The sequence below is a fragment of the Treponema sp. OMZ 788 genome, from assembly GCF_024181245.1.
GTDB lineage: Bacteria > Spirochaetota > Spirochaetia > Treponematales > Treponemataceae > Treponema_B.
This window is the reverse complement of sequence record NZ_CP051199.1, coordinates 1,930,094-1,949,527: the sequence shown is the minus strand read 5'-3', so window position 1 is coordinate 1,949,527 and position 19,434 is coordinate 1,930,094. Positions and strand designations below refer to the sequence as shown.

Sequence of the window (19,434 nt, the reverse complement as noted above, 5' to 3'; positions counted from 1 at the left end):
CTTACAAACACTTGTTCAAAGATTCTATTACATATTCATCATCTTTTTCTTCGATACTTGCAGGATGAATATAAAAAGAGTCTTCTTCGATAAAGCCTATTATCGGAATCGGCATTTCGCGTAAACTCGTTTTGATTTTTTCGCAAGGCGTTTTAGTGTTTAGCTTTACTGCCCAAGAACTGAAGCCCGTGTCCGGGGTGCTTCCTCCTCCGAGGGAAAAGTTTTTTTGAACCAATTCGCCCGCTCCGCTTTTTATGCCTGCAATGATTTTTTCGGCACGCTTCTTTATTTTCTTTTGGTCGAAAAGGAGGGCTCGCTGAGCAGCCGACTCTCCTCCGTTTAAATAGAGGATGAGGCTTTCCTGCATTAGGCTTGCGACAGCCCGTCCTACGCGGTAGGTGCGCATGAGCTGATTTTTAGCTACGGTTTGAACGAGTTCCTTTTTGCCGACAATCCAGCCTGCCTGGGGGCCTCCCAAAATCTTGTCTCCCGAAAAGCAAACAAGATCTGCTCCTTCTTTTATGATAGAAGAAACTGTCGGCTCTTCGGGAACATTTAAGGCAAGGTTTCCGGAGCCCTGATCCACTGCAAGGATTATATTTTGGGGAAGAATGCTTTTGATTTCGGAAACGGAGGGCTGTTCCGTAAATCCTCGTATCTTGTAGTTTGAGGTGTGAACCCAGAGCACCATAGCCGTGTTTTCGTTTATTGCTTTTTGAATGTCTTTAAGGCTTGTGATATTTGTCGTGCCGACCTCAACGAGTTTACAGCCTGCCATCTCCAAGATTTCCGGAATGCGGAAGCCGCCTCCTATTTGAACCTGCTGACCGCGGGAAACTATAACTTCCTTTCCGCCTGCGAGGGCTTTCAACATTAAAAAAACCGCCGCCGCATTGTTGTTCAATATGAGGGCATCTTCGGCTCCGGTCAAAAGGCTCATGCAGCTGTTTAAAAACTCGAACCTCTTTCCGCGGTTGCCGTCGCGTAAATCCATTTCAATAGAAGAATAACCCGAGGCGGTTTCCTTTGCCCTTTCCCAAACCGTTTGAGGGAGAGGAGAGCGGCCGAGGTTTGTATGAAGGATGATTCCCGTTGCGTTTATGACGGGTGTGATTTTTGTGCGGATTATGGGCCTGCACAGCTTGTTTATCTCTTCGGCACAAGCCTCAAGTGAGGGCACCTCGCCTCCGGCCCTTGCCTTTTTGCGTATGTTTTCCAAATATTCTGAGGCCGTTTTTACGACAAAGGGCCTTCCGATAAGAGCTGCCGTGTTTTTTAATATATCTTCATTTAAAAGTTTTTCGACTTGCGGAATCCTTGCAAGCGGATTTGAATTTTCTTTTGCCATGGGTGAAGTATAGAATAGAAAGCCTCTCTTGTCAAGGAAGGGGGCGCCTTTTCAAAAAGGCTGATTCTTATAATGCTTTTACTTCTTCAATGCTTAAACCTGTAGCTTGGGCAATATTTTCGATAGAAAAATTCATTGCAAGCAAATTTTTTGCCGTTTCAAGAGCTTTTTGGTACAGTCCTTGCTCAAGACCTTCTTGATAGCCCGCATGCTTCCAAGAAGCTTTGTCATGTTCGTATTTCATTCGGTTTTCATAAAGCCATCTTTCTTTCGGATTCATTTCCATTAGTTCTATTGTTGCATTTGCCTTTCTCATCATAGCTGATTCTTGGGCTAACATGATACGTACCTCCCTATCATCGGTTTCTTTATTTTCTTCTTGCTCTTTAACCTTGGCTAAATTTAAAAAGTGGATTTCAAGCTCATCGGAAAGTCTATCATTTAAGTGTTTCTCTACCACATTGTATTCGCTGTGAATAAGATTGTTTAAATCAATGAAAAAGTCAATAATAGTGCATACCCTAAATTCCCTAAAATATAGTTTAAGCTGCCGGTTTTGATAAACCGGTTTCAAACAGTTCCCGATAAATCGCAGGAGGATAACCTTTCGGATTCATTGTGGTAATCCTTCGTCGGTTGTAGTAGACAATAAACCTCCAGACGATTTTCTTTACTTCTTCCCTTTTCAATTTTGTTGTATCTATGCGGTATAGCTTCTCCTTCTTGAGTGTCGCAAAAAAGGATTCCATTCTCGCATTATCATAACATTTTCCCACACCGCTCATGCTTTGAATTGCATGACGGCGAGCCAACTCAAGTTTGTACGCCTCACTCGTGTATTGAGAGCCGGCATCACTGTGATGTATGAGCCCATCAGCCGGCTTTCTTAATTCATATGCCTCCTTTAGAGCTTTTATACAAAGCTCTTTTTTCATGTTGTCGTCCATCGCTACTGCGATTATCTCTCCTGCAAAGCAGTCCATCATCGGTGCAATATACAGCTTTCCATCTTTGCACGGAACCTGCGTTATATCGGTCAGCCATTTCTTGTTAGGAGCGTCTGCGCTAAAGTCCCCTTTAAGAAGATTTTCAGGCCTTTGCGCCTTTCTGTCGGCTTTGGTAAGTCCATCAGGGCTTCTTCTGCTCTTATGAAGCAGATTCCCCTTCCTCATCGCTCTGATTATAGTCGAGCGAGAAACTTTTATGCCTCGCTGCTCAAGTGCTAATCGCATTCTCTGTATTCCATAATTATCGTTTTCAGGATCTTGTGAAAGAATCTTGTGTATTTCGACCAGAAGAAGTTGCCAGCGTTTCATCTTTGTACGGTTCCGTTTCCACTTGTAAAAACCCGTTTCGCTCACCTTTAGGGTTCTACACAGCTTTACAATTGACCACATTTTCTCTTTTGCATTTTCCAAAATGTAGCTGAATAACCCTTGCGTACTTACTTCTTCCGGTCTACGACGAAAAAACCGAGAGCGTCCTTGAGTATTTCGTTTGCTTTTTTCAGCTCCTGTATTTCTCGCTGCATGGCAAGCTCTCTCTCGTTTAACGGTGTTTTGTCCGATGCGATTCTCTCTTCCTTCGCCTTTCGGCTTCTCACCTTCCTCCACTCTGCAATCGTGTAATAACTGAGTCCCAGCTGTTCGGCTGCCTTTTTCACTCCTATCTCATCTGACAATAGCAGTGCCTGTTCCTTAAATTCTTTATTGTACTTGACCATATCTTCCCTTCCTTTATTTTTCGGGTTTTTAGGTCTGCACTTTTATGATAACGGTTCACAAAGCCTTCACCCACTATGTTTATTGTAAATCATTAGGGGAGGAAAGACAACCCGACAGAACAGGTTTTCTTTCCTCCCCTATAACCCCTCCTATCTTTTCCGTCTGCCAAAGGGAGTTCCCTTTGGAAACCCCTTCTTATTTTTGATATATAAAAGTATATATCCTTTGATATAATAACATTTGATTAAAAATTTTTCAATATTTAATAATGCTTACAGAAGTTCTAAGCCGGCGATGGTCACAGGCTGAATGTCTAAAATACATTCCAGTAAGTCCTGTAGCACATCCTTGTTTTCCTCCACTCCGAAGACTCTTTTAAATGCGTAGTCGTTACGAAGGGTGATTTTAAATAATTGTCTCATTATAAACTCCTTAAAAAAATCTCCCCTTTCATAATTATTATAAGGATAGTTTTAAATGGATAGTAAAATTTGAAAATAAATTAGGAAATGGTGTATACTTAATTTGTATTAACTGATTTTAAAAGGGTACAGCTTTTATTGTCGCAGCTCTCACCATGCTGTTGAAACAATCAAAAAAATCCTATATAATCGGCGGATTGAAGGAAATAATTCTATTTTAAGGAGAGAATTCTATGCCGAAAAAGATTGTTATTGCCTTGGGCGGCAATGCATTGGGAAATAATTTGGAAGAACAAAGAAAGGCCGTTAAGATTACGGCAAAGGCCATTGCCGACTTGGCTGAAGAAGGTCATCAGGTTATCGTTTCTCACGGAAACGGGCCTCAGGTCGGAATGATTCATTTGGCTATGTCCGAATACCACAAAATCGATCCTAAAACTTCGGAACCGGAACTTGCTGTTTCCGTTGCCATGAGCCAAGGCTATATCGGGAACGATTTGGAAGCCGCTTTAAGGGAAGAGCTTTTAAACCGCGGCATCAATAAGCCTGTTGCGACCCTAATAACTCAGGTTCTTGTAGATCCTTCAGACCCTGCCTTTGCAAAGCCGACAAAGCCCATAGGCAGTTTTATGAGCAAAGAAGAAGCCGATGTTTTAATAGCTAAGGGCGAAAATGTTGTAGAAGATGCAGGCCGAGGTTACAGGCGCGTTGTGGCTTCTCCCAAGCCGGTAGATATTGCAGAAATCGAAAGCATCAGGGCTCTTTGCGATGCAGGCCAGATTGTTATTACCTGCGGAGGCGGAGGTATTCCTGTAGTAAAAAAAGGAAATGCTCTTTGCGGAGTTCCTGCCGTTATCGACAAGGACTTTGCAAGTGCTAAGCTCGCTCAGCTTTTAAATGCGGACTGCCTTATCATCTTGACCGCTGTAGAAAAGGTTGCAATCAACTTTAACAAGCCCGATCAAAAATGGCTTTCAGAAATTTCTGTTGAAGAAGCAAAGAAATACATTGAAGAAGGACACTTTGCCCCCGGCTCCATGCTGCCTAAGGTTCAGGCAGCTATTCAATTTGCCGAATCGAACAAAAAAGGCTATGCCCTTATTACCCTCTTGGAAAAAGCAAAGGATGCAATCGACGGTAAATCCGGAACGATAATCAAATAGTGTTTACAAATTTAAGACATAAGTATTTCGGCCCCTTTTCTTTTTATAAAGCGGCAGTAAAATTAGCTGTACCTGTAATGGTACAGCTTTTTATTCAATCTCTGGTTTCTCTTATAGATAATTTTATGGTGGCAGACCTTGGCGACCTAAAGATGAGCGGGGTAAATGTTGCCAATCAAATTATCTTCGTATATATAACCGGCCTCAATATTCTTTGCAGTGCAGGCGGAATGTTTATGTCGCAGTACAACGGCACAAAGGATGAAGAAGGAATGCAGCAAGCCTACCGCTTTAAGCAGATATCGGGCCTTATCTTCGCTCTTGCTCTTCTTGCCGTATGTCTCACAATCCCTGACCTTGTGTTAGGTCTTTTGGTAAGCGGCAATGCTGCAAAAAAAGAAATAGTCGAACAAGCCGTAATTTACAGCGATGTCATCCTCTTATCCTTTATTCCTACAGCCTTTTCGATAGGAATAGCATCTTCTTTCCGCGAGACGGGGAATGTAAAGGTGCCCATGTATATATCCCTTGTTTCGACCCTTATAAACACCCTCGGAAACTATATGCTCATATACGGAAATCTTGGAGCACCCAGGCTTGAGGTTGCAGGTGCTGCCTATGCGACGGTTATCGCCCGCTCGGCCGAACTTATAATCTTTGTGCTTTATGCCAAAAAAATTAAGCCTCTTTTCTATGTAAAGATAAAGGAGATGCTTAAAATAAAGCTTCATCTTTTCCATGAGATTTTTAAAAAGTCGGCCCTCATCTTTTTTGCCGATATGTCTTGGGTCATGAGCGAGATAGTGGCAACTGCCGTTTATAACAGCAGGGGAGGCCCTGAGGTTGTAGCCGGTATGTCTGCGGGCTGGACAATCGCCAACCTCTTCTTTTTGATTTTTCCCGCGATAGGCACTTCGGTGGGCGTTATAATAGGCGGTACCCTCGGACGGAATAATTTGGAAGAGGCAAGAGAGCAGGCGCGCTGGATTAAAAGCGGAGCTATCGCAATCGGGCTTGGAACAGCCGTTTTGGAGCTTTTTTCGATTATGCTGGTTCCGATTGTGTTTAGAAGTTTAAGCCCTGCATCCCATGAGGTTACAAGGCTTCTTATAATCTTTATCGCTCTTTATATGCCTGTGTGGACTCTTCAAAACACCCAATATGCTATAGCCCGATCCGGAGGCGATGCCGTCATGGGAGTCTGGGTTGATACTACGGTAAATTTATTTTTATTTATGCCCTGTATGCTTTTATTGTATTATCTTACGGATTGGTCTTCACCCGTGATGTATGCAATCGCAAAAATCACCAGCATAATGAAGGCCGTCTTTGCCGAAATCCAGCTAAAAAAAAGAACGCTGGGTGAAAAATTTGACAAGAATTGAAAAATAAGGTTTGACAAAAAACTATTTGACATAAAAAAAGAGCTTACGGTTTAAGATAAAACCGCAAGCTCTTTTTGCATTAATAGCTCTTTGAATCGCGTGAGCGTCTTGTTTTTTTCATAAGTTTTCGGCGGAGGGCCTTATTCTTTCTGTTTAAAACAGTGGAAGGTTTTTCGTAGAATTCCTTCTTTTTCCATTCGCGGATAATACCTTCTTTTTCGACTTGACGCTTAAATCTTTTGAGAGCTTTTTCAAGATGCTCTGAATCGTCAATTGTTACATATGCCATTTCTCTTTTCACCCCCTCCGGCTTTAGGATTCAAGGCTGATTATATAGAAATTATAAAAAGATGTCAATAGTATTATCAGGGCAAACGCATCATAGTTTTATCTTCGCAAAAAACATAGGCTGTTCAACCCGCCTTTCGCCGCTATGCGGCTGCAAGAGGGGTATTCACAGCCTATTTTTTTGCTATTTTATTTACCCTCATGATGCGTTTGCCCTTTTTTGAAAAATATGCGAAATTTTGTTCAAAATTTCGCAAAGTAAAGAAGGCAACCGCTTCAGAAACATTACGGAGCGGTTGCCCTGATAGGATTATCTTTTGCCGGTTTTCCATCGGCTTGTCTTTTTTTTTGTTTTCGTATATAATGAAAGTCTAGCATATAATACACCTTTTCAAAAAGGAAAGCTCGTTCCGGAACTTTTTGAGGCATTTTGCATTTGCCGTTTTACTGACGATGCAAAGGAATTTATTTTGACTAATACCAAGATTAATGTTTTATCGCGTTTAGCCCTTTTGATTGTTGCAATAGTATGGGGAAGCTCCCTCGTTGTTGTAAGCGAAACTACCGATTTTTTTAAGCCCAATTTTTTGTTAGGTTTAAGGTTTTCTATTGCCTGCTTTTTGCTTTGTTTTGTTTTTTACAAAAAATTAAAACTTATCGACAGGGACTATCTTATAAAAGGAGGAATTGTCGGTTTCTTCCTTTTTATAGCTTATTCAAGCCAAACATTCGGAGTTACAACCGCAGGCGGTCTTCCGGGTAGAAGTGCCTTTCTTTCTGCTTCATACTGCGTAATCGTTCCGTTTTTGGGCTGGATTGTAAACAAGGTCAGGCCGGACAGGTACAATGCTTCTGCGGCTGTTTTGTGTATCTTGGGAATAGCTTTTGTTTCTTTTAAGGACTTGGTTCTTTCTTCTTCTGTAGGAATTACCCTCGGCGACTTTTATGCTCTTTTAAGCGGTCTTCTTTTTGCAAGTCACATTGTCAGTATTACACGCTTGAGTAAAAATAAGGATCCGATTTTGATGACCATTATACAATTCGGAGCGGCAGCAATCCTTTCATGGCTTGTTACCCTTCTTTTTGAAGATAACAGCTCTATAGTGTGGTCTTATTCGTCGATAGGCTCGGTGCTCTATCTTTCAGCCATTTGTACAGGGCTTGCCCTTCTTTTGCAAAACATAGGACAGAAGCATACGGATGCTTCAAGTGCCGCCATTATTTTAGGGCTTGAATCCATCTTCGGCATAATTTTTTCGGTTATATTTAAGGGAGAGAGTCTGGATATTTATTCCGTTTTAGGATTTATTTTGATATTTATAGCAATAATAATTTCGGAAACAAAGCTTTCATTTTTAAAAAAGGCTAAAATTGAAGTAGAGATTGTTTCATAACTTGAAAAAGCTTTAAATTTTGTGTTATAATATACTTCCAAATTTATTAAACTGAGAGGTCTATATGAAAAACAATATTAGTTATTTTACATCAGAGTCGGTAAGCGAGGGGCATCCCGACAAGCTCTGCGATCAAATTTCGGATGCGGTTTTAGATGCTTGTTTAAAAGACGACCCTGAAAGTCATGTGGCCTGTGAAACCTATGCCTCTACTGCATTAGTGCTTGTAGGCGGAGAAATAACTACCAATACTTATGTAGATATTCAAGAGATTGCACGCACAATAGCTGAAGAAATCGGCTATACCAATACGGATTTCGGTTTGGACTGCCATTCTATGGCCGTTATGAATATGATTCACTCACAATCTCCCGACATTTCTCAGGGTGTAGACGGCACCGGCCTTGATGAATACAAGGGCCAGCAGGGTGCCGGCGATCAGGGTATGATGTTCGGCTTTGCCTGTAAGGAAACTCCTGAGCTTATGCCTGCTCCAATTATGTTTTCTCACTCGGTATTGAAATATGCTGCAAAGCTCAGAAAGGAAAAGGTTATTCCTTGGCTCAGACCCGATTCAAAGACTCAAATTACGGTAAAATATGAGGGTTTTAAGCCTATCAAGATAGATACTGTTGTGCTTTCTCATCAGCACTATCCGGATGTTCAATATGACGAATTAAAACATACTCTGATAAATCAGGTTATTAAGCCTGTTTTGGAGCCGACCGGTCTTTTGGCCGATGATACCAAGTACTTTATAAATCCTACAGGCCGCTTTGTTATAGGAGGGCCCTTCGGCGACACAGGCCTTACCGGACGAAAGATAATCGTAGATACCTACGGCGGAATGGGCAGGCATGGAGGAGGAGCTTTCTCAGGTAAGGATCCGTCAAAGGTTGACCGCTCGGCTGCCTACATGGCCAGATACATTGCAAAAAATGTGGTAGCTGCCGATCTTGCACGCCGCTGCGAAGTTCAGTTAGCTTATGCAATAGGTGTTCCCTTCCCGGTTGCCGTCAGAGTAGATACCTTTGGTACGGGCGAGGTTCCTGAAGAAAAAATAGAGAAGGCAATCAAAGAAGTTTTTGATATGACTCCGGCAGGCATTATAAAGACCTTGGATCTAAAACGCCCTATCTATAAGGAAACGGCAGCCTATGGTCATTTCGGCCGCCCCGAATTCTCGTGGGAAAAAAACTGACAAGGCAGAAGCCTTAAAAAAGGCAATTAAATGAAAGTAATTGACGATTTTTTTAAAAGAAATAACTTTGATTATAAAATCGATATTGAATATGCATCTTCAATCCTTTTGGAAGATATGAAAAAAGGATTGGAGAGCAATTTTGAAACTGCCTCTTCCATGGACATGATTCCCTTATGGAAAAATCTTCCCGACAGTATTCCAAAGGATAAAAAGGTTATTATAATAGATGCAGGAGGAACTAATTTTAGAGCAGGACTGGTATATTTTGATAAAAAAGGCGTACCTGAGATTATTTCTTTTTTTAAACATCCCATGCCGGCAATTGACAGGGAAATGACTAATGAGGAATTTTTTGACAGTATTGCAGAATACTTAGAGCCTCTAAGGGATGAGGCTGAAGTAATTTCTTTTTGCTTTTCCTATGCCGTAAAAATTTTTTCCCGACGGAGGCGGCCAGGCTATTAAACTTTCCAAAGAAATAAAATTGCCCCATATCGCTGATTGCAAAATAAACGAAGGACTCTTGCAGGCTCTTTCGAGGAAAAAATTGGACAAGGGTAAAGAAAGTTATAATGGTAAACGATACGGCTGCAGTTCTTCAATCGGGAATATTTTCAGAAACCAATGAGCAGAGATTCGATTCCCATGTAGGGATTGTTTTAGGAACAGGCCTAAATTCTGCATATATCGAGTATGATAAAATTGAAAAACTAAAGGATACCGAATTTTATAATAAACCTCAAATAATCGTATGCGAGTCGGGAAAGAGTAATAAGATTCCGCAAAGTAAATTCGATAAAAACCTCTCTGAAAATTCCAATTTAAAGAACGAGTATTTTTTGGAGAGAATGTGTTCAGGCCGTTATCTTGGAGAGCTTTGCTCCATCGCTTTAAGGGCAGGTGCCGCCGAAGGTATTTTTTCGCCGCGTGCCAACAAGATGCTTTTAAATTCTCGTAATTTTTCAAGCGAGGAAATTTCATTATTTTTAAGAGAGCAAAATCACAAAAAAAATATCTTTTCCGATATAATCGATTCCGGGGCGGTTTCGGCTGACTATGTTAAAATCTATTTTATATGTAAATGCGTTTTTGAGAGGGCTGCAAGGCTTTCGGCTGCCGTAATTGGCGCTGCCTGTATAAAGACGGGAAAGGGTAAATCGCCGGATAGGCCTATCTGTGTAAGTGCCGACGGCTCGATGTTTTTAAAAGGCTTTTTGATTAAAGAAAGAATTTTTAAGAGTTTACACACCTGTTTAACCGAAAAAAAGGGCATTTACTTTGTTCTTAAAACAAATGATGATGCTGTAACCTTGGGTACGGCTCTTGCAGCTTTTTTAAATTAAATAATAAATTATAATTTTTTTTAATATATTGACATTTTATTTTCTTTTTGTTAGACTCTCCCCCGATAGATTTTTGATTTGAAAATTCTATTTTTCAACTTAATTAAATTTAAAAGGAGAGTTTATGAAAAAACATCTCATGGTAATTGTAACGGGAGCTGTTATAGGTATTGCTGCTCTTGTATTGGTAAGGTTCGGAAACCCTGGGAATATGGGTTTTTGTATTGCTTGTTTTTTGCGTGACATTGCCGGAGCATTGAAATTGCACAATGCCGGTGTTGTTCAGTACATGAGGCCTGAGGTAATAGGTCTTGTTATCGGTGCCTTTGTGCTGGCTGTTGCAAAAAAAGAATTTAAGCCTAGAGGCGGTTCTGCTGCCTTTACACGATTTACCCTCGGTTTCTTTGTTATGATCGGAGCCTTGGTATTTTTGGGCTGCCCCTTGAGAATGTTTTTACGCTTGGGTGCGGGAGATTTAAATGCGATTTTCGGTTTAATCGGTTTTGTTGTAGGAATCGTAATCGGTATCTTCTTCTTGAACAAGAATTTCTCGCTTAACAGGGCTTATAATCAGTCAAAGCAGGAAGGTGTAATTCCCATAATCTTTATGATCGTTTTCTTTATTCTTTTGGTTGCCTTCCCCTCAGTTCTTGCTTTCAGCGAAAAAGGCCCCGGCTCTATGAAGGCTCCGATCTTCTTGGCCTTGGCTATCGGTCTTGTTGTAGGCGGTCTTGCTCAAAGAAGCAGAATGTGTACGGCAGGCGGTATCCGCGATGCAATTATGCTTAAAGATTTCCACCTCTTGTGGGGAAGCATTACTGTTGTTGTTACTGTGTTGATCGGCTCATTTATCTTAGGCAAATTCAACCTAGGTTTTGCAGGTCAGCCTGTTGCTCATACAGACGGCTTGTGGAATGCCCTCGGAATGGTTTTGGTAGGCTGGGCAAGCGTTCTCTTAGGCGGATGCCCCTTAAGACAGCTCATCTTGACTGGTGAAGGAAACAGCGATTCCGCAGTTACGGTTGTAGGCCTTATAGCCGGTGCTGCCTTTGCACATAACTTCGGCCTTGCTTCTTCTCCCAAAGGACCGACAAGTGCCGGTATGATAGCTGTTGTTGTAGGTTTGATTCTTACAGCCTTTGTAAGTATCTATTATTCTTTGAAGAATAAATAAGTTTTTAATTATAAGGAAAAATTATGTCTGATATTATTGTAGATGCTCGAGGACTTGCTTGTCCTGAGCCGGTTGTTTTAACTAAAAAAGCTCTTGCTGCAAATTCTGCATTTGTTGTATTGGTTGATAACGAAACATCAAAAGAAAATATAAAACGCTTTTGCGATAATTCGAAGGCTCAAACAAAGATTGAACCTACTGATGACGGCTGGAAAATAGCCGTGTCAAAATAATGAAAGAGTATTTAATTACCTTTCATACGCATTACGATTCTCTTGTCTGCATGAGGGCTGTCAACAAAACTGATAGTGCTGCGTCAGGAGAATTGACTGCAAAATTGATTCCCGTGCCGCGCTCGGTAAGTTCAAGCTGCGGCACTGCATTAAAATTAATTTTTAAAGAAGGTGCTTCCTTTGATAAAGATTATTTTAGTCAATTTGATTACGACTCTTTTTATTTTTTAGGTGAAGACGGTAAGTACGTTGAAGTGTGATAGTGCGATTAAACTTGGCAGTATTATGAGTCATCAGTTTCGGAGAAGCTCATCAATACTGCCTTTTCTTTTTAGTATTGTTTTACTTTGTTTTTAATGCATCTAATTTGTGTTTTAATTCTTCGAGGGCGTTTTCTATTTCCTGATAAGTTTCTAAACTTTCAAGAAGATCTTTTCCTTCAGTAATGATTTTTTCCAGCTTTTTTTGTTCAGCCTTTTTGTAGTTTTCGGGATTTTTATATGTTTCAAGCTCTTTTATTGAAGCGTCCAGCGTTAAGGCATGAAGAACCGCCATTTTTACAGCCAGAGAAGATGCTGATGCTCCTCCGACAACATCGGGGCCTGCTTTTCCGGGAATACCTACGTTTATTTTTTTTACATCATTTAAGGTTTTGTTCTTATATTTATCAAAACCTTTGTCTGCTAAAAACTTTTTCCAATAGATTTTGTTTGTTCCTGCGCTTCCGCTAATATCCGCTTCTATTGATGCATCGGTATTTTTTTCGTCATCGCTTATTTTTATTATTTTGCCCTTAGTATCGACTTCCACATCTATGCATACGGAATATCCGTATTCAAAATTAGGGCCGGCTGAGGGCGAGCCTTTTACCTTTGCTGTACCGTAAAGTATTAGATTCGGTTCTGAGGCAAAAGCAAATACCAAAAGAGCTGCTGCAAATAATACGATAGCTCTTACCTTTTTACTCATCTTCATAATTTCCTCCTGAATGAGATTCTGTTGGTGGGAGTATACAGTTATAAAATTAAATTTGCAATACCCCTTTTTTATCTTGACCATAATTTAAAATTATGTAATACTACTTCTCGGAGGCGTGAAGATGAGCTGTTCATTTATTAATGAAAATTTCGATTTATTAAAAGCTGCAAAGAATCCCGGCTGAGGTGCAAAACTGAGTGCGGGTGCACTCGATAAACTTTTAAAACATTTTTCCGTAAGGAATGACGATAATTTACTCGTAGGCTTTAATACTTCCGATGATGCCGCCGTATATAAGATAAATGACGAAACGGCTCTTATTTCTACCATAGATTTTTTTCCGCCTGTTTCGGGTGATCCCTATATGTTCGGACAAATTGCCGCCGCAAATTCTTTAAGCGATATTTACGCGATGGGCGGTGAGCCCAAGCTGGCACTAAATCTTTTTTGTATAACCAAGGATATGCCTGAGGACATGATAAAAGAAATTTTACGCGGCGGCTTCGATAAGGTTTATGAGGCCGGGGCCATTGTCTGCGGCGGGCATACCATCTATGACGATTCGCCTAAATACGGTTTGGCTGTAAACGGCTTCGTTCATCCTAAAAAGATTTTGGAAAATTCGACGGCAAAGGAAGGCGATGTTTTAATTTTAACAAAGCCGATAGGAACGGGTGTATTGCTTACGGCTTCAAAGGCCGATATGTCGCCGCCCGAGGAGCTTGACCGCTGTTATAAGATTATGGCTTTTTTAAATGCTAAGGCCCGCGATATCATGGTAAAATATAGGATAAACGCCTGTACCGATATTACAGGCTTCGGCCTACTCGGTCATCTTTACGAGATGGGGAAGGGGAGCGGTATGAGCATTGAGGTGGATTACAAATCCATTCCCATTTATGAGTCTGTTATTGAAAGTGCCCAAATGGGATTTTTACCTGCCGGCGTTTATACCAATAGAACCTTTGTCGGAGACAATGTTGCCTTTGAAAATGTCCCCCTTGCCTACCAAGACCTGATGTTCGATCCTCAAACTTCGGGCGGGCTTTTAATTTCGGTAGACAAGGAAGATGCCGCGGCTCTTTACGATGAGCTGTCACGAGCTATGGCAGACACTCCTTGCGGAAAGCCTGCCATCATAGGTCTTGTGACCAAGCGTGATGATAAAATCCTTAGAGTGAGTTAGTGCTTTAAGGTAAGCAGCTCCTTAATTGCATTTACTGTGTTTTCTATTTCCTCTTCGATTGTAAAAGGCCCTGTAGAAAACCTTACTGTTCCTTGCGGAAATGTTCCTATTGACTTATGGGCCGAGGGAGAGCAGTGTAGGCCGCATCGGGTAAGGATGCCGTATTTTTCTTCCAGGATGGAGCCGGCTTCAGCATTGTCCATAAATTCCGAAAAGTCTATGGAAACTATTCCGACCCTGTTTTCAGGAGACGCTCCGCCTGCAATTTTTATTGGAAGGTCTTTTATTCCGTCCAAAAATAGTTTTAGTAATTTTTCTTCCCGGGTGTGGATGTTGTTTATGCCCAAGGAATGAAGCCATTTTAGGCTGTGGTAAAGTCCAGCAATTCCGATTATGTTTTGAGTGCCTGCCTCGAATCTGTCAGGCATAAAAGAAGGCGTTACTTCTGAATCGGAAGCACTGCCTGTTCCTCCCGTGATAAGAGGTTCAACTCTTTTTGCAAATTCTTTATCGAATAGGATGCCGCCTGTTCCCTGAGGTCCGAGTAAGCCCTTGTGCCCCGTAAAACAAAAAGCCGCCGGTTTTATTTTTTCTAAATCGACAGGAAAGTGGCCTGCACTTTGGGCTCCGTCTATTACCAGCGGAATATTGTGCTTTTTTAGGATTGCGGCGATTTCTTCTATCGGCTGAATAAAACCTGTTACATTTGAAGCATGAGAAAAAACGGCAAGGCGTGTTTCGGGCCTTATCATAGATTCGATTAGGGATGTGTCTACAAAGGCTCCTCCGTTTTTTAAAACCGCAGGAACACGGTCAATCTTAACGCCCGATTTTTCCATTTGAACCAAGGGGCGCATTACGGCATTATGCTCGAAGGAGCTTGTTAAAACTCTGTCACCAGATTGCAGAAATCCCTTAATAATATAGTTTAAACTTGCTGTAACTCCCGAGGTAAAAATAACATGGGTAGCCGGCTTAAAATTAAAGAGCTTACATAAAAGTTCCCTTGTGTCGATAACGGCTAGGCCTGCTTCTTCCGTTTCGGTGTAGGTGCTGCGGTTGATGTTTCCCGTTCCCATATTAACAGCCATTGCAAGAGCTTGATCAAGGCCGGGAGCCTTAGGAAAAGCTCCGGCCGCATTGTCTAAAAAAATACGCTTCTTCATGGAGGCTATTCTAGCGTAAATAGTTTTTTAAGTCAATTGAAAGGGAATGTCAATTCAGAAGCGGCACGGATGCCGCCGGTTCTTAACAGAATCGAGTTTACGAAGTAAACTCGTTGTCCAAGAATTGACAAGGATGTCAATTCTTGGACAGCTTCCATCCCGCGGATTCGTTTTTGGCGGTGATGAGGTTTTTGTAAAGACCGCCTTGAGCCATAAGCTCTTCATGAGTTCCGCTTTGTTCGATTGTGCCGTCGTGGAGTACCAAAATTTTATCGGCATTGCGGATGGTTTTTAGGCGGTGTGCAATCATGATGATGGTTTTGTTTGCGGTCAGGGCTTCGATGGCAAGGCGCAGCTTGTCTTCATTTTCCGGATCTATGTTGGCAGTTGCTTCATCAAAAATAATTATGGGAGCGTCCTTTAAGATAGCTCTGGCGATTGAAAGCCTCTGCTTTTCTCCGCCGGATAAGGAAGCTCCTCCTTCGCCTATACGGGTGTCATAGCCTTTAGGCAGGGCTTCGATAAACTCATGACACATTGCCTTCTTTGCAGCTTCGATAACTTCTTCTCGGCTTGCTTCAGGTTTTCCGAATTTGATGTTGTTTTCGATTGTGTCTTCAAAAAGATAAACATTTTGAAATACCATACTGATTTTGCTCATCAAATCTTCTAAGCTTAAATCTTTGATATTAACTCCGCCGATAGAAATACTGCCGCCTTGTACATCCCAAAAGCGTGCAATCAAATTGCATAGAGTAGTTTTGCCTGAACCTGAGGGACCGACAACGGCGGTAATTTCTTTCTCATTCATCTTGCATGAAACATTGTTAAGAATATTTTTTTCGTCATACCTGAATGACACATTTTTAAATTCGATTTCGGTTTTTGAATTGCCGAAAGCGGATGCGGTTGTTTGAGTTTTTTCTCCCTCCTGTATTTCGGGCATTGTTTCAAGATAGTTTAAACTGTCAATAGCGTTTTCGGTAATTCTTAAAATTGCCATCAAACTGCCGGCTCCTTTTAATCCTTCAAAGATTATAAAACTTGCAATCATCGACATAATTGCATCGGGTAAAAGCATGGCTCCTTTTAAATAAAGCTTAAAAGAAAAATAAACCATCAGGCTGATTGCGGCTCCTATAATGATGCGCTGAGCTGCAATGTAGGGAGTCATTGTTTTTTCAAGACCCATCGTAATGCGGCAGTTGTCGTCAAAGGCCTTGTGAAGTTCCTTGTTATTTTCTCCTGCAAGATTGTAGGATTTTATAACAGACATTCCCTGTACGGTTGTAAGCACCTGCTTTGTTAAGTCCTGTTGCGCTTCATGGATTTGGTGGGCATTTTTACGCGAGCGTTTTTCCATACAGGCGGTAACGATAAAAAAGCCTGTCATTCCGGCTATGGCAATTAAGCCTATTTTTACGTTAAAAAAGAAAAGGCTCAATACAAAAATACTTGTGTTCAGTAGACCGCCGAGCATTAAAACCAAAAGAAGAGGAACCTGTGCCTCGATAAGGCTTAAAGTGGTGGTACTGAGTGTGGTGAGTTTTCCTAAACTGAAGTCGGAGAAAAAATCCCATCGGAACTTTTTTTAGCTTTTCGCCGATTTCGATTCTTTTGTCGGCGGCCATAAAATAACCTGCATGGGTTTGTTGTAACTGTGAAATATATTTGGTAATCATCTTTCCTGCAAGACTTACAAGCAGAATACCGAGGCTTACTGCAATGTCTTTTGATCCGATTGTTTTATCGAAGATCTTTACCAACACATAATAAATTGCCGCAAATTGTAATGCGTTAAAAACTGCATTCATAAAACCTGAAATAATCGATTTTCTTATATTTGCCCGCTCCTTTTGAGCAAAGCGGATAATCTTTTTAAAAACACTAATCATTATTCTTCTCCCTTAAGAGCTGCTTCCCACATGCTGCGGTAAAGAGCCGATTTTTCCAAAAGTTCGGTGTGAGTGCCTGTACTTTCTACGCTGCCGTTTTCGATTACAACGATGTTGTCTGCATTGACGACGGTTCTTAATCGATGGGCAACTACAATGAGGGTTTTGCCTTGTACCAAGGTGCCGATAGCTTTTTGCATGAGGCTCTCGTTTTCGGTGTCCATATATGCCGTCGCTTCATCGAGGATAACAATCGGGGCGTTTTTTAACATAGCACGGGCGATAGAAATGCGCTGTTTTTCTCCGCCTGAAAGACGGCTTCCGCCTTGACCGCTTATCGTATCGTAACCGTGTTCAAGGTTCCGTATAAATTCATCACAACCCGATTTTTTTGCAATGCTTTCAATTTCTTCATCGCTTGCATCGGGTTTTCCTATTCTGATGTTTTCTCGTATGGACATATCGAATAAATAATTATCCTGCGATACATAGGAAATAATTTCGGAAAGCTGCTCAAGCGGAATATCTTTTATGTCCGTACCGCCGATGCTGAGCCTGCCTGCCGTTGTATCCCAAAAGCCTGCAATGAGTCTTATGATGGTTGACTTTCCCGAACCCGAAGGGCCGACGATGGCGGTAATTTGTTTTTCTTTTAATAAAAGATTTAAGCTGTTCAATATTTTTTTGCCGTCCTTGTATGAAAACTCCACATTTTTAAATTCTATATTATAATTTGGAATCTCTGCCCTCGTCTCTGCATGAACTAATTCTTTTGACTCCAAGATTCCGTTTATTTCTCCTGTAATGGTGTTTATGCGTGCAAGGTCATCCAAAGCATTTGTTGCCGCAATGATGTTTTCGATTGTACCGAATGAAAGGATAATTATCGTGATAAGGTGAATCGGCGTAATTGAATTGTTTAAATAAAATAAAACGCCGAAGGGCAAAATTGTTAAGAGCATCATAGGGCAGATAGTTCGGTATGCCGAAACGCCGACCATACACTGCTTCATCCACTTATAATAAAATGAAGCATTGTTGTAGACTGCATCGCTGTATTTTTTGTATGACTTTTCATTTTGATTGAAGGTTTTTATAACTTCGATACCGTTGATGTATTCGACTACGGCACTGTTCATTCCCTGATTTATTTTTACCGATTCGGCATAATTTGTTCCGTATGATTTCATTGTGGTTTTCATAAACATCATGCCGATAACAAGAGGCACAAAAGAAAGAAGCCCCAGTCTCCAATCCAAAATAAACATATATACCAAAAGAATTATGGGGCCTGCAATGTTTGCCGTCATTTCGGGAACAATGTGAGCCAATGTTGTTTCCATTGAATCGACTTGTTCGACAAGAATATTTTTAAGCTTTCCCGATGAGATGTCGAGAATGTCTCCTAACGGCATCTTAAACATCTTATCAGCAATGTCTTTTCGTATCTCTTTCAATGCCGAAAATGTTGCTCTGTGCGATATTGATGTAGAAATTGCCGCAAAGATTTCTTTTAACGTAAAGCAGATCAAAATAATTCCTGCTGCCTTTGTGTAAAACTGCATATCTCTATTGCCTCCGATAAGAGCGGCAGCTGCTCCCGCCAAAGTGATGTATGTAATAAGTCCCATAGCGACTTCTAGCAAGGCGCAGAATATGGAAGCTGCATACATACCCTTGTTTTTACTGATGTATTTTTTTATCAGGTTCATTGTGTTTCTCCTCCAGTTCACTGAAATAATGACGAATTATGTTTCTAAAAAAATCTTTGTTTTTGAGAAAAACTTTACCCACCGATAGGACTTCGCATGATACTATGACGGCATTTAGAAAAGCTATACCCGTTTCACTTGTTAAGGGTATGAGTTTATCTAAGTTGTGTTCTTGTAAAAATGAGCGTAATTCCTTTGTCGAATTTTTTATAAGTTCATCGCGTAATTTTTGAAGTTTTTTATTTTTTTCCGCTTCCATTAAAAACATGGCATATAAGGATTTGTACTCGTTGGGGTCAAGCATTTTCATAACGGCAATTTCGATTGCAAGGTCTTCGACAGAAATTCCCTCATGCTTGCGCATAAAGTCTTCGGAAAGATAGGAGCGGTATTCGTTGCCGTCAAGCATAAGGTCATAGAGCATTTCTGCCGTGCTTTTGTAGTGCCGGTAAACCCCGCCCTTACTCATACCCGTTGCAGCGATAACGTCTTCCATTGTGGTACTGTCGAAGCCTTTTTTTAAAAATACCTTTTTTGCCGCCTCCCTGATTTCCTTTTTGCGGACATCAGCCGGAAGCCTTTCTTTTGCACACATACATTCTCCCAAACACCCCGCCTTGCCGGCAGATTATAGCGACGCTACCGTCGCTAATATAAAGATAACATAATTTAAAGTTAGTGTCAACCGAATTTAACAAAGAAAAGTGAAAAATTTGGGGGAGGGGGCTTCCTTGAAATTGAACGAATGAAGCACGTTTCAACGAACAGATTGCCGCATTTGTTTTTATGTATGATGCTAAAAAGGCTTGATAAAAGGAT

The 19,434-nt window shown here is 41.0% G+C and carries 16 protein-coding genes and 5 pseudogenes; 10 read left to right on the top strand and 11 right to left on the bottom strand.

Annotation, left to right across the window (positions count from 1 at the left end; all coding sequences use genetic code 11):
- Nucleotide 1 precedes the first annotated feature (1 nt).
- The 5 genes and pseudogenes from selA to E4O00_RS09610 form a co-directional block, all read right to left on the bottom strand.
- Nucleotides 2-1,348: an L-seryl-tRNA(Sec) selenium transferase gene (gene selA, locus E4O00_RS09630; RefSeq protein ID WP_253677159.1), complete on the bottom strand. Its 1,347-nt coding sequence runs from the start codon at nt 1,346-1,348 to the stop codon at nt 2-4.
- Nucleotides 1,349-1,415: 67 nt separating this feature from the next.
- Nucleotides 1,416-1,841 (bottom strand): annotated as a pseudogene (locus E4O00_RS09625) (Rpn family recombination-promoting nuclease/putative transposase); the annotation flags it as partial.
- Nucleotides 1,842-1,890: 49 nt separating this feature from the next.
- Nucleotides 1,891-2,766, bottom strand: a complete 876-nt coding sequence (locus E4O00_RS09620; protein ID WP_253677158.1) for an IS3 family transposase — start codon at nt 2,764-2,766, stop codon at nt 1,891-1,893.
- A 26-nt stretch (nt 2,767-2,792) separates the two neighbouring features.
- A complete protein-coding gene (locus E4O00_RS09615; RefSeq protein WP_210121237.1) occupies nt 2,793-3,071 on the bottom strand; it encodes a transposase in 279 nt (92 codons plus the stop codon).
- A gap of 276 nt (nt 3,072-3,347) precedes the next feature.
- Nucleotides 3,348-3,494 (bottom strand): annotated as a pseudogene (locus E4O00_RS09610) (PD-(D/E)XK nuclease family transposase); the annotation flags it as partial.
- A 233-nt stretch (nt 3,495-3,727) separates the two neighbouring features.
- Here E4O00_RS09610 and arcC point away from each other — a divergent pair.
- Together arcC and E4O00_RS09600 are read left to right on the top strand one after the other, a co-directional pair.
- Nucleotides 3,728-4,657 carry a carbamate kinase gene (arcC, locus tag E4O00_RS09605; protein WP_253677157.1) on the top strand — a complete coding sequence of 310 codons (930 nt, stop codon included), beginning with the start codon at nt 3,728-3,730 and terminating at the stop codon, nt 4,655-4,657.
- Nucleotides 4,657-6,049, top strand: a pseudogene (locus E4O00_RS09600) (MATE family efflux transporter). Before arcC ends, E4O00_RS09600 begins: the two are co-directional and overlap by 1 nt.
- A 72-nt stretch (nt 6,050-6,121) precedes the next feature.
- Here the strand turns inward: E4O00_RS09600 and rpsU are convergent.
- A complete protein-coding gene (gene rpsU, locus E4O00_RS09595; RefSeq protein WP_002673965.1) occupies nt 6,122-6,331 on the bottom strand; it encodes a 30S ribosomal protein S21 in 210 nt (69 codons plus the stop codon).
- Between the two features lie 316 nt (nt 6,332-6,647).
- On the opposite strand from rpsU, the gene E4O00_RS09590 reads away from it, so the two are divergent.
- The 7 genes and pseudogenes from E4O00_RS09590 to E4O00_RS09560 all read left to right on the top strand — a co-directional run bounded on the left by E4O00_RS09590 (nt 6,648) and on the right by E4O00_RS09560 (nt 11,938).
- On the top strand, nt 6,648-7,724 hold the full coding sequence (locus E4O00_RS09590) for a DMT family transporter (RefSeq protein WP_253677155.1): 1,077 nt from the start codon (nt 6,648-6,650) through the stop codon (nt 7,722-7,724).
- Between the two features lie 64 nt (nt 7,725-7,788).
- Nucleotides 7,789-8,959 (top strand): annotated as a pseudogene (gene metK, locus E4O00_RS09585) (methionine adenosyltransferase).
- Nucleotides 8,956-9,393 carry a hexokinase family protein gene (locus E4O00_RS09580; RefSeq protein ID WP_253677154.1) on the top strand — a complete coding sequence of 146 codons (438 nt, stop codon included), beginning with the start codon at nt 8,956-8,958 and terminating at the stop codon, nt 9,391-9,393. Before metK ends, E4O00_RS09580 begins: the two are co-directional and overlap by 4 nt.
- Before the next feature lie 107 nt (nt 9,394-9,500).
- Nucleotides 9,501-10,271: a hexokinase family protein gene (locus tag E4O00_RS09575; protein WP_253677153.1), complete on the top strand. Its 771-nt coding sequence runs from the start codon at nt 9,501-9,503 to the stop codon at nt 10,269-10,271.
- Between the two features lie 124 nt (nt 10,272-10,395).
- Nucleotides 10,396-11,445, top strand: coding sequence for a YedE family putative selenium transporter (gene yedE / locus E4O00_RS09570; RefSeq protein ID WP_253677152.1), 1,050 nt, complete (start codon nt 10,396-10,398; stop codon nt 11,443-11,445).
- Between the two features lie 23 nt (nt 11,446-11,468).
- Nucleotides 11,469-11,678: a sulfurtransferase TusA family protein gene (locus E4O00_RS09565; RefSeq protein ID WP_253677151.1), complete on the top strand. Its 210-nt coding sequence runs from the start codon at nt 11,469-11,471 to the stop codon at nt 11,676-11,678.
- Entirely contained in the window at nt 11,678-11,938 is a 261-nt protein-coding gene (locus tag E4O00_RS09560) for a putative Se/S carrier protein (protein ID WP_253677150.1), read from the top strand. The genes E4O00_RS09565 and E4O00_RS09560 overlap by 1 nt, the downstream gene beginning before the upstream one ends.
- An 82-nt stretch (nt 11,939-12,020) precedes the next feature.
- Here E4O00_RS09560 and E4O00_RS09555 read toward each other — a convergent pair whose 3' ends face one another.
- Nucleotides 12,021-12,653 carry an FMN-binding protein gene (locus tag E4O00_RS09555; RefSeq protein WP_253677149.1) on the bottom strand — a complete coding sequence of 211 codons (633 nt, stop codon included), beginning with the start codon at nt 12,651-12,653 and terminating at the stop codon, nt 12,021-12,023.
- 124 nt (nt 12,654-12,777) lie between these two features.
- On the opposite strand from E4O00_RS09555, the gene selD reads away from it, so the two are divergent.
- Nucleotides 12,778-13,842, top strand: a complete 1,065-nt coding sequence (gene selD, locus E4O00_RS09550; protein WP_253677148.1) for a selenide, water dikinase SelD — start codon at nt 12,778-12,780, stop codon at nt 13,840-13,842.
- Here the strand turns inward: selD and E4O00_RS09545 are convergent.
- The 4 genes and pseudogenes from E4O00_RS09545 to E4O00_RS09520 form a co-directional block, all read right to left on the bottom strand.
- On the bottom strand, nt 13,839-15,008 hold the full coding sequence (locus E4O00_RS09545; RefSeq protein WP_253677147.1) for an aminotransferase class V-fold PLP-dependent enzyme: 1,170 nt from the start codon (nt 15,006-15,008) through the stop codon (nt 13,839-13,841). The two genes, selD and E4O00_RS09545, sit on opposite strands and share 4 nt — an antisense overlap.
- Nucleotides 15,009-15,144: 136 nt before the next feature.
- Nucleotides 15,145-16,903, bottom strand: a pseudogene (locus tag E4O00_RS14310) (ABC transporter ATP-binding protein).
- Nucleotides 16,903-18,615, bottom strand: coding sequence for an ABC transporter ATP-binding protein (locus E4O00_RS09525; protein WP_253677145.1), 1,713 nt, complete (start codon nt 18,613-18,615; stop codon nt 16,903-16,905). Before E4O00_RS09525 ends, E4O00_RS14310 begins: the two are co-directional and overlap by 1 nt.
- A complete protein-coding gene (locus E4O00_RS09520) occupies nt 18,587-19,210 on the bottom strand; it encodes a TetR/AcrR family transcriptional regulator (protein ID WP_253677144.1) in 624 nt (207 codons plus the stop codon). Before E4O00_RS09520 ends, E4O00_RS09525 begins: the two co-directional genes overlap by 29 nt.
- Between the last annotated feature and the right edge of the window lie 224 nt (nt 19,211-19,434).

Coding starts and splice junctions, on each gene's coding strand:
- selA (WP_253677159.1), bottom strand. CDS start 1,348: ATGGCAAAAGAAAATTCAAATCCGCTTGCAAGGATTCCGCAAGTCGAA.
- E4O00_RS09615 (WP_210121237.1), bottom strand. CDS start 3,071: ATGGTCAAGTACAATAAAGAATTTAAGGAACAGGCACTGCTATTGTCA.
- arcC (WP_253677157.1), top strand. CDS start 3,728: ATGCCGAAAAAGATTGTTATTGCCTTGGGCGGCAATGCATTGGGAAAT.
- rpsU (WP_002673965.1), bottom strand. CDS start 6,331: ATGGCATATGTAACAATTGACGATTCAGAGCATCTTGAAAAAGCTCTC.
- E4O00_RS09580 (WP_253677154.1), top strand. CDS start 8,956: ATGAAAGTAATTGACGATTTTTTTAAAAGAAATAACTTTGATTATAAA.
- E4O00_RS09575 (WP_253677153.1), top strand. CDS start 9,501: ATGGTAAACGATACGGCTGCAGTTCTTCAATCGGGAATATTTTCAGAA.
- yedE (WP_253677152.1), top strand. CDS start 10,396: ATGAAAAAACATCTCATGGTAATTGTAACGGGAGCTGTTATAGGTATT.
- E4O00_RS09565 (WP_253677151.1), top strand. CDS start 11,469: ATGTCTGATATTATTGTAGATGCTCGAGGACTTGCTTGTCCTGAGCCG.
- E4O00_RS09560 (WP_253677150.1), top strand. CDS start 11,678: ATGAAAGAGTATTTAATTACCTTTCATACGCATTACGATTCTCTTGTC.
- E4O00_RS09555 (WP_253677149.1), bottom strand. CDS start 12,653: ATGAAGATGAGTAAAAAGGTAAGAGCTATCGTATTATTTGCAGCAGCT.
- E4O00_RS09545 (WP_253677147.1), bottom strand. CDS start 15,008: ATGAAGAAGCGTATTTTTTTAGACAATGCGGCCGGAGCTTTTCCTAAG.
- E4O00_RS09525 (WP_253677145.1), bottom strand. CDS start 18,615: ATGAACCTGATAAAAAAATACATCAGTAAAAACAAGGGTATGTATGCA.
- E4O00_RS09520 (WP_253677144.1), bottom strand. CDS start 19,210: ATGTGTGCAAAAGAAAGGCTTCCGGCTGATGTCCGCAAAAAGGAAATC.